The following is an 8,110-nucleotide window of genomic DNA, read 5'->3' as shown; positions in this document are numbered from 1 at the left end:
GGCCGGCGCAGCCCCTGTCGGCGCAGGAAGCGCAACGCCTGATGGCGCGCCTGCCGGGGATCCGTGCCCTGGTCGAGGCCAGCGGCGCCTCTCATGTGCTGGTGCTGGACACCCGGTCGGGCGCGACGCTGCTGGGCCGCGCCGAGAACGACGCCGTGCCGATCGCGTCGCTGACCAAGCTGATGACCGCCATGGTGGTGCTGGACGCCGCGCCTGACCTGTCTCGCACCGTGCGCATCGATGAGCGCGATGCGCGCGCCACCGCCGCTGGCGCCGCTTCGCCGCTGCCGGTGGGCGCCAGCGTCACGTTGGACACCCTGCTCAAGCTGGCGTTGATGGCATCGGACAACCGCGCCGCGCACGCCCTGGCCCGCGCCTATCCCGGCGGCGAAGCGGCATTCGCCCAGGCCATGCGGCGCAAGAGCGCCGCGCTGCGCCTGGAGCACACCACGCTGGAGGAGCCGACCGGCCTGTCGGACGGCAATCGCGCCAGCGCCGTGGACATTGGCCGGATCGTCAGCGCCGCCGCCGCGTATCCGCGCATCGTGCGCGACACCACCACGCTGGCCGAGACGGTCGATGCGGCCGGCACCAGGCAGCGCTTTCGCAACACCAATCCCCTGGTCGGGACGCAAGGCTGGGACGTGCGCCTGTCGAAGACGGGCAACTCGGCCGCGGCCGGCCGCTGCCTGGCCATGCGCATCCATGTCGAGGATCGCGACCTGACGCTGGTCCTGCTCGATGGCCGCCCCGACCATGCCTGAGTCTTTCCCGTTCTTCCCCATCCGGTTCTATCGACCATGACAGTTCGACTCGTTTCGCGCGCCCTGGGCGCAGTCCTCTTTGCGTCCGCCCTGACCCTGCCCGCCCGGGCGGACGTCCTGTGCACCCTGGTGGCCGACGCCGCCGATGGCCGCATCCTGTTCCAGCAGGGCACGCGGCAGGACTGCACGCAGCGCTACACCCCCGCCTCGACCTTCAAGCTGCCCATCGCCCTGATGGGCGCGGATGCCGGCATCCTGCAGGGCCCGCACCAGCCCGTCTGGAACTACCAGCCCGCTTATCCCGACTGGGGCGGCGAGGCCTGGCGCCAGCCCACCGATCCGGCTCGCTGGATCAAGTATTCGGTGGTCTGGTACTCGCAGTTGACCGCCAGGGCGCTGGGGCAGGAGCGCTTCCAGCGCTACACCTCCGCGTTCGGTTATGGCAACGCGGACGTCTCGGGTGAACCCGGCAAGCACAACGGCACCGATGGCGCGTGGATCATCTCCTCGCTGCGCATTTCGCCGTTTGAGCAGGTGGACTTCCTGCGCAAGTTCGTCAACCGGCAACTGCCCGTCAAGGCGGCTGCCTATGACCTGGCCGAGAACCTGTTCGAGGTCGGCGAAGCCGACGGCTGGCGCCTGTACGGCAAGACCGGAACCGGCTCGCCCGGCAGCCACGGCGTCTACACGCCGGCCAACGCCTATGGCTGGTTCGTCGGCTGGGCACGCAAGGACGACCGCCAACTGGTGTTTGCCCGCCTGCTGCAGGACGAGGGGACGACCCAGCCCAATGCCGGCCTGCGCGCCCGCGACGGCCTGATGCGCGACTGGGCCGCCATGGTCGCGGCGCCCCGCAAATAGACCCGCGCCGGCCATGAACGCCCCGCCGCGCGACGACGGCATCGACATGCTGCGCGGATTGTCGATCCTGCTGGTGTTGCTGCATCATTTCAACATCGCCTATCCGCTGCGCGATACGGCGTTGGCCAGCGCGCTGGGCTGGCCCCTGCTGCAGGCCATCGCGCGCAATGGCAACTACGGCGTGACGATCTTCTTCGTCATTTCGGGGTTCCTGATCACCCGCAACGCGCTCGAGCGCTGGGGCCGTCTGGACGCCATCCGGCCGGCGCCTTTTTGGCTGCTGCGCCTGGCGCGTATCCTGCCCACGCTGGCGCTGACACTGGCGGCCGTCGACGCGCTGGCGCTGGCCGGCCTGCCGCTGTTCGGCAACCGCGCGGGCAGCGGGGTGTCGCTCTGGACCGCCAACGCCGCCGCGCTGGGCGCCTGGATGAACGTGCTGGTCATCCGCGAGGGATGGATCAACTATGCGCTGGGCGTGATGTGGTCCCTGTCGGTCGAGATGGCCTTCTACCTGCTGTTTCCGCTGGCCTGCGTGCTGCTCCGTGGCGCCTGGCTGCGGGCGCTGGCCGCGCTGCTGATCGTTGCGGGGCCGCTCTACCGGCTGGCGAACCAGGGCGATGGCGAGGCCTGGCTGTACGGCTATCTCGCCTGTTTCGACGCGATCGCCATCGGCTGCTGCGCCGCGTTGCTGGCGCGGCGCCAGGCTTGGCCGGCGGCACGGCGGCCCGGCGTGGGCAGGCTTGCGGGCCTTGGCATGGCCGCGCTCTACCTGGCATGGCCGATCAGCCAGAGCAATGTGCTGGGCGTCAGTGCAATGGCGTTGGGCGCGGCGCTGCTGCTGCTTGGCCGGCCGGCCATCGTCCCGTCTTCACCCGGCCTGGCGCGGCGCCTGCTCGGACGCTGCGGCCGCGACTGCTACGAGATCTACCTGCTGCACCTGCTGGTGCTGGGCCTGTTGCGCACCTGGCTGCCGCCCGCGCAATACGTGGGCGACGCCAGGCTCGGTTTGCTGCTGGCCAGTGTCGTTGGCGCGTGTCTGCTGGGCGCGCTGGTGTCGCGGGCGTATTCCACGCCGTTGAACCTGCGCCTGCGGCGGTCGTGGCGGCTTGGCCGTGGACTGCGTTGACGGGCGCGTGGAGCAAGGGGGAGCGGGTAGGGAGGCCTGCGGCCACTTACACCTGGGCCATGCCGCCATCGACGAATAGTTCGATGCCGTTGATGAAGCTGGCCGCGTCGGAGGCGAGGAACGCCACGGCCTTGCCGATTTCCCGCGGTTCGCCCAGGCGTCCCAACGGCACCTGCGCGGCCAGGTGATCGAACAAGCCCTGGCGCGCCTCGTCGGGAACCAGTCCGCCCAGGCCTGGCGTGCGGATCGGCCCCGGGCTGACGACGTTGACGCGAATGCCCCGATCCTTGAGGTCCAGCGCCCAGGAGCGGGCGAAGTTGCGCACGGCGGCCTTGCTGGCGCTGTAAACGCTGAAGTTCGCGGTGCCCTGGATCGACACGGTCGAGGCCGTCAGGATCACCGAAGCGCCATCGACCAGCAGCGGCAACGCCTTTTGCACGGTGAACAGGGTGCCGCGCACGTTGGTGCCGAAAATGCGGTCGAAGTGCTCCTCGGTGATCGCGCCCAGCGGCAGCATGTCGCCACCGCCCGCGTTGGCCAACAGAATGTCCAGTTTGCCTGCGGTCCGGGCGATCTGCGCGTAGACATTGTCCAGGTCGCCCAGCACCGCGGCGTCGGCGCGGATGCCGGCCGCCGCGCCGCCCAGGGCAGCCACGGCGGCGTCCAGTTCCGCCTGGCGCCGGCCGGTGATGAACACGCGCGCGCCCTGCGCCGCCAATTCCTGCGCGGCGGCAAAGCCGATGCCGGTGGTGCCGCCGGTGACGAGTGCGATCTTGCCGTTCAGTTGCTGATTCATGGTGTTTTCCAGATCCTTTTTGCTCGGTTGCCCGTCAACGTCTCACGGCGCCGGATGCATTCCGAAGCGCTGGCGTTGCAGGGTATGGCGTCACTTTAAGGACCACTGGATATTGAATAAATACTGTAAAATTGAAATAACTATCCATGCATGTGGATAATTCGCTTTCTCCGGGAGAAGAAATCCGCATGGATCAGTTGACGGCCATACGCGCCTTTTCGCGGGTGGTGGAGGCAGGCAGCTTCACTCGGGCGGCAGACTCGCTCGACATGCCCAATGCCACGCTCAGCAAGCTGGTTCAGGACCTGGAAACGCACTTGGGCGTGCGCCTGCTGCAGCGCACGACGCGCCGCGTCACCGTCACGCCGGAAGGTCGCGATTACTACGACAAGGCCTTGCGCATCGTGCGCGACCTGGAAGACATCGACAGCTCATTCAATGCGGGGCAGGGCAGGCCGAAAGGGTACCTGCGCATCGATGTCGGAGGCTCCGCCGCGCGCGATGTGTTGATCCCTGCCATGCCGGATTTTCTTGCGCGGTATCCCGACATACGGATCGACCTGGGCGTGTCGGATCGTACGGTCAATCTCATCAGTGATAACGTCGATTGCGTGATCCGCGGCGGCCCCCTTGACGATTCCTCGCTGGTGGCGCGGCATATCGGCACGGCCGATCTCATCACTTGCGCCGCGCCGGCATACCTCAAGCACTTCGGCACGCCGGCGTATCCGGAGGAGCTGAAGAACGGCCACAGGCTGGTGAGCTATCTTTCCCCGCAGAACGGACGCGCATTTCCGTTCCGCTTCGAGCGGGACGGAGACAAGCGGGAGATCAAGGCCGAGCATCGCGTGGGTGTCAACGAAAGCAATGCGCATCTGGCCGCGGCGCTGGCCGGCCTGGGTATCATCCAGACGTTCACCTATGCGGCCCGGGCCGCGCTGGACGGTGGCGCGCTCGTGGAGATCCTGAAACCCTGGCGGCCCCAACCCTATCCGTTCCATGTGGTCTATCCGCACAATCGCCACGTGACACAGCGCCTGCGTGTGTTCATCGACTGGCTCATGGAAAACCTGCCGCCTCGGCTCAGGCCCTGAGATCGCGGCTGTCGTGATTCGTCATGGCGGCGGTGTGGCCGGACTCCTCGCGAGAGGGGAGTCCGGCGCCCTGGCGAGCGTCCCGCCTCATGCCTGCGGCCGATGGCACACCGCTTCCACGTTGTGGCCATCGGGGCCGATGACGAACGCGGCGTAGTAGTGGGGATGGTAGTGGGGGCGAAGGCCGGGCGGGCCATTGTCCTTGCCGCCGGCGGCGAGCGCGGCGGCGTGGAACGCGTCCACTTGGGCGTGGGTGTCCGCCGCGATGGCGATGTGCAAGGGCCCGGCGACACGGGCCTGTGGATAGAGCCACAGCGAAGGTTTCCCCTGCCGGCCCAGGCCGATACTGGCCGGGCCTTGCATGGCCAGGCTCACGCCCAGGGGCGCGAGCGCCTTGAGAAAGAACTCGCGGCTGAGGTCGATGTCGCTGACGCCAAAGCCAATGTGATCGAACATGCGGTGTCTCCGACGCTACGGTGAGCATCCGGTTTTAACACTATCGATCGCGCGGCGCGATCGGGTATTCTGCCGGCGTGTACCCGCGAAGGAGCGCGATCCTGTCACCGCAGAAATCGATTCGTCGAGACCTGGCGATCCTCTGGTTCTGGATCGCCATGGTCGCGCTGGTGCTGGCCGGGCTGCTGGTCGCGCTCAGCCGGCAAGGCGCCGGGTCCCAGGTGGCCCGCGCGCGTGACCTGGCGGCGGTCAGTTGCGAGGCCTTGCGCGCCGGGGCGGCGCGCCTGCCCCGGGTCGCCCCGCCCGGCCCGCGCGCGCCCGCGGCCGAACTGCCCGGCGCCCAGGCGATTCTCGATCTTGTCTTGCGCGATCGCGTCGGCATGGAAGGCGGGTTCTGGCAGCCGGGCGCGGGCGTGGTGGCCTATGCCTTTCCCACCTATGACGGCACCGGCATCAAGCGCGACCCGCCCAGCGCGGAGCTGGAGCGCATTGGCGCCACCGCCCAGCGCGCCCTGGACGGGGCCGGGCTGGTCACCGACATGCGGCCGGGCCTGCGCGAAGCCGTGGTATTCGCCGCGTGTCCCGCCGAGATCGGGAACCGCCCGCTCGCGGCCTGGACCCTGACGCGCGTGCCGCTGATCGGCGGCGACGTGATCAATGCGCTGATCCTGGCGATCAGCCTGCTGCTGGCCATGGTGGTGGTTTCCGGCCTCTGGCTTGGCCGCACCTTCGCCCGTTGGCGTCGGCAATCGGAAGACATGCAGCGGCAGCTGCAACAGGCCGAACGGCTGGCGACCCTGGGGCGCATGTCCGCGGGCCTGGCCCATGAAATCCGCAACCCCCTGGGCACCATGCGCATGAAAGTCGAGAACGCGCTGGCCGCGCCCGAGCCCGTGCGCCAGGCGCGGGTGGCCGGCGCCCTGGAGGCCGTCCTGGCGCAGACCGAGCGGCTCGAGTCCCTGGTGTCGAGCCTGCTGGCCCTGACGCAGCCATTCCGCGTCGAGCGCCAATCGCTCGATCTGCCCGCTTTCCTGGAGGAACGGGTGCAGGCGCACGCGGCCGCCGCGCAAAAGGCGGGAGTCCGGCTGACGGTGACCGCGCCCGACATGGCGGGTGCGCGTGCATGGTTCGATCCGGCACAGATGGCACGGGTGTTCGACAACCTGCTGTTGAATGCGCTAGCGCATACCGGCAATGGCGGCGCGGTGGAACTGGGCGCGGCCCGTGGCCCCCGTGGCGCCTTGCTGTTATGGGTCGCCGACGATGGCGCCGGCGTGCCGGACGGATTGCGCGACACCCTGTTCGAACCGTTCGCGACAGCGCGCACAGGCGGGTCCGGATTGGGGCTCGCCCTGGTGCGGGAAATCATCCAGGCGCACGCCGGGCAGGTCAGGCTGGCGCCCACCGCGCGCGGCGCCCGCATCGAAATGGAGCTGCCATGGCCCGCATCCTGATCGTCGACGACGACGCGGCATTTCGTGACAGCCTGACGGAAACGCTGCAGGACCTGGGCCATGCCGTGCTGCAGGCCGCCTCGACCAGCGCGGGCCTGAACCGCCTGCTCACCGAGCCGGTGGACCTGGCCATCGTCGATCTGCGCATGCCGGGCGACGATGGCCTGGTGTTCCTGCGCAAGGCGGCCGAAGTGTCCGCCGTTCCGTGCATCATGCTGACCGCCTATGCGAGCGGCGGCAACACCATCGACGCCATGCGCCTGGGGGCCTTCGATCACCTGACCAAGCCGGTGGCGCGCGCCGCCCTGGTGGAGACGCTGGAGCGGGCGCTGAGCAGCGTCATGGCAGGGGGCGACGCCGCCGCCAGTCCCGACGCCGGGCCGGTCGACGATTTCGAACTGGTCAGCGCCAGCGAGGCCATGCGTGGCGTCTTCAAGCGCATCGGCATGGCGGCGCGCGGCGATGCCACGGTGTTGATCCTGGGCGAAACCGGCACCGGCAAGGAACTGGTGGCCCGCGCCCTGCATCGCAGCAGCGCGCGCGCGGCGCGGCCCTTCGTCGCGGTCAATTGCGCCGCGATTCCCGCCGAGTTGATGGAAAGCGAACTGTTCGGCCACGTCAAGGGCGCGTTTACCGGCGCCACCAGCGACCGCGCCGGGCGCTGGCGCGAGGCCGAGGGCGGAACCCTGTTCCTGGACGAGATCGGCGATATGCCGCTGGCGACGCAGGCCAAGATCCTGCGCGCGCTGCAGGAACGGGAAATCACGCCGGTGGGCGCCGGCCGCGTGGTGCCGGTGAACGTGCGTATCGTCGCGGCGACGCATCGCGACCTGCCGGCGGCGGTGGCGGCGGGCAGGTTCCGCGAAGACCTGTGGTATCGCCTGCAGGTGGTGCCGATCGTATTGCCGCCCCTGCGCGAGCGGTTGGGCGATGTGGTGCTGCTGGCCGAGCATTTCCTGCGGCGCATCGGCGGCGGCGCGCCCAAGCGCCTTTCCCCTGCGGCCGCGCAGCAGTTGCTGGCGCACGACTGGCCCGGCAACGTGCGCGAGCTGCGCAATGCCATGGAGCGCGCGGCGGTGCTTTGCCATGGCATGACCATCGAGCCGGGGCACGTCGGTCTGCAGTCCACCGACGCCGCCCACGCGGCCGGAGGCGGCATTGCGCTGGACGGGCCGCTGGCCGAGGCGGTGGCCGCGCTGGAACGCGCCATGATCCGTCGCGCGTTGGCGGCCACGGCCGGCAACCGCGCCGAGGCCGCCCGCCGCCTTGGGCTGTCGCGCCAACAGCTGTATCGCAAGCTGGCCGAGCACGGTCTGCAATGAGGTGTCCGATCCGGTGACGCCCGCGTGTCGCCGGATCGGACACCGGTGCGCCGCCGGACCGCGCAAGCCCTTGTTTTTTCGGGAACTCCTGGTTGGCACACGGTTTGCATCCAAGCCTGATGTGTTCACCGACGGCTCAAGGAGTCCATCATGTCCCGATACACGTCTTCCGTGCTTGCCATCGCGCTTGCCCTGGCCGCGGGCGCGGCCCGCGCCGTGCCGCCGCCCGCCGCCGCG

General features: G+C 69.3%; 8 protein-coding genes. 6 read left to right on the top strand and 2 right to left on the bottom strand.

The features are described from left to right. From AruCF_RS29585 to AruCF_RS21545, 3 genes are all read left to right on the top strand, one after another. Positions 1 to 764, top strand: a 764-nt coding sequence (locus tag AruCF_RS29585; protein ID WP_083036849.1) for a D-alanyl-D-alanine carboxypeptidase family protein, incomplete at its 5' end; no start/stop codon positions are given. Positions 765 to 800: 36 nt separating this feature from the next. Further along, positions 801 to 1,625, top strand: coding sequence for an OXA-258 family carbapenem-hydrolyzing class D beta-lactamase (gene blaOXA, locus AruCF_RS21550; protein WP_049076054.1), 825 nt, complete (start codon positions 801 to 803; stop codon positions 1,623 to 1,625). 13 nt (positions 1,626 to 1,638) lie between these two features. Next, positions 1,639 to 2,751 carry an acyltransferase family protein gene (locus tag AruCF_RS21545; protein WP_049076052.1) on the top strand — a complete coding sequence of 371 codons (1,113 nt, stop codon included), beginning with the start codon at positions 1,639 to 1,641 and terminating at the stop codon, positions 2,749 to 2,751. 46 nt (positions 2,752 to 2,797) lie between these two features. Here AruCF_RS21545 and AruCF_RS21540 read toward each other — a convergent pair whose 3' ends face one another. Beyond that, entirely contained in the window at positions 2,798 to 3,547 is a 750-nt protein-coding gene (locus AruCF_RS21540; RefSeq protein WP_049076049.1) for an SDR family NAD(P)-dependent oxidoreductase, read from the bottom strand. A gap of 188 nt (positions 3,548 to 3,735) precedes the next feature. Between AruCF_RS21540 and AruCF_RS21535 the strand changes: the two genes are divergently transcribed. After that, positions 3,736 to 4,641 (top strand): LysR family transcriptional regulator, encoded by a 906-nt coding sequence (locus AruCF_RS21535; protein WP_049076046.1) that lies wholly within the window; start codon positions 3,736 to 3,738, stop codon positions 4,639 to 4,641. Between the two features lie 87 nt (positions 4,642 to 4,728). Here the strand turns inward: AruCF_RS21535 and AruCF_RS21530 are convergent, their stop codons facing one another. Beyond that, complete coding sequence (locus AruCF_RS21530) at positions 4,729 to 5,097, bottom strand: VOC family protein (RefSeq protein WP_049076044.1); 369 nt, start codon at positions 5,095 to 5,097, stop codon at positions 4,729 to 4,731. Between the two features lie 158 nt (positions 5,098 to 5,255). Between AruCF_RS21530 and AruCF_RS21525 the strand changes: the two genes are divergently transcribed. Then, entirely contained in the window at positions 5,256 to 6,551 is a 1,296-nt protein-coding gene (locus AruCF_RS21525) for a sensor histidine kinase (RefSeq protein ID WP_049076043.1), read from the top strand. Beyond that, on the top strand, positions 6,536 to 7,873 hold the full coding sequence (locus AruCF_RS21520) for a sigma-54-dependent transcriptional regulator (protein ID WP_049076041.1): 1,338 nt from the start codon (positions 6,536 to 6,538) through the stop codon (positions 7,871 to 7,873). The genes AruCF_RS21525 and AruCF_RS21520 overlap by 16 nt, the downstream gene beginning before the upstream one ends. Positions 7,874 to 8,110: the final 237 nt, after the last annotated feature.

The organism is Achromobacter ruhlandii, assembly GCF_002082135.1.
GTDB lineage: Bacteria > Pseudomonadota > Gammaproteobacteria > Burkholderiales > Burkholderiaceae_B > Achromobacter > Achromobacter ruhlandii.
This window is presented reverse-complemented; position numbering and strand designations above follow the sequence as displayed.

What these genes read in the sequence shown, in the direction of transcription:
- AruCF_RS21525 (WP_049076043.1), top strand. Translation starts at nt 5,256, where the DNA reads ATGGTCGCGCTGGTGCTGGCCGGGCTGCTGGTCGCGCTCAGCCGGCAA.
- AruCF_RS21530 (WP_049076044.1), bottom strand. Translation starts at nt 5,097, where the DNA reads ATGTTCGATCACATTGGCTTTGGCGTCAGCGACATCGACCTCAGCCGC.
- blaOXA (WP_049076054.1), top strand. Translation starts at nt 801, where the DNA reads ATGACAGTTCGACTCGTTTCGCGCGCCCTGGGCGCAGTCCTCTTTGCG.
- AruCF_RS21535 (WP_049076046.1), top strand. Translation starts at nt 3,736, where the DNA reads ATGGATCAGTTGACGGCCATACGCGCCTTTTCGCGGGTGGTGGAGGCA.
- AruCF_RS21520 (WP_049076041.1), top strand. Translation starts at nt 6,536, where the DNA reads ATGGCCCGCATCCTGATCGTCGACGACGACGCGGCATTTCGTGACAGC.
- AruCF_RS21540 (WP_049076049.1), bottom strand. Translation starts at nt 3,547, where the DNA reads ATGAATCAGCAACTGAACGGCAAGATCGCACTCGTCACCGGCGGCACC.
- AruCF_RS21545 (WP_049076052.1), top strand. Translation starts at nt 1,639, where the DNA reads ATGAACGCCCCGCCGCGCGACGACGGCATCGACATGCTGCGCGGATTG.